The 536-nt window shown below is 63.4% G+C and carries 1 protein-coding gene; it reads left to right on the top strand.

Annotated elements, in window-relative coordinates; all coding sequences use genetic code 11:
• Positions 1-536, top strand: a 536-nt coding sequence (locus AC6R19_RS22790; RefSeq protein ID WP_500582162.1) for an IS110 family transposase, incomplete at both ends; no start/stop codon positions are given.

Here is a 536-nt window from a genome sequence, read left to right as displayed (position 1 = left end):
GAAGGCGAAAAAGAAGACTGACCGGCGGGACGCCCGCACCCTGGCCGAGATAGGGCGCAGCGGCTGGTTCAACCCAGTGCATCGCAAGAGCGCGGAAGCGCGGGAACTACGCAGCCTGAGCACGGCGCGCCAGACAGTGGTCAAGACCCGTCAAGCCATGGCGAGCAGTATCCGCGGTCTGCTGCGGGCTCAAGGTATTCGCCTGGGAAAAGTGAGTGACGGCGAGTTCGATCAGGTAGTGGGGGAGGTCGTGAGGCGCGAGGTTCCGGGCCTGGAAACCGCCATGGAGGGGCTGTTAAAGCTTTGGAAGGCGGCTAAGGAAGAGGAGAAGCGGCTGACCAAAGAGGTAGAGTCGCGGAGCCGGCAGGACGAAGTGACGCGAGTGATGCAGGAAGTCGTCGGGGTTGGCCCAATGACCAGTGTGCTGTATCGCGCCACCATAGACGATCCCCATCGATTCCGGCGCGAGGAGGAAGTGTCGGACTACCTGGGGCTGGCGCCGAGCATCAGCCAGTCAGGGGAGACTGAGTGCCGCG

This window comes from Microbulbifer sp. SE14, from assembly GCF_059834885.1.
Note: the sequence above shows the minus strand (reverse complement) of the source record. Positions and strands in the feature narration are given on the sequence as shown.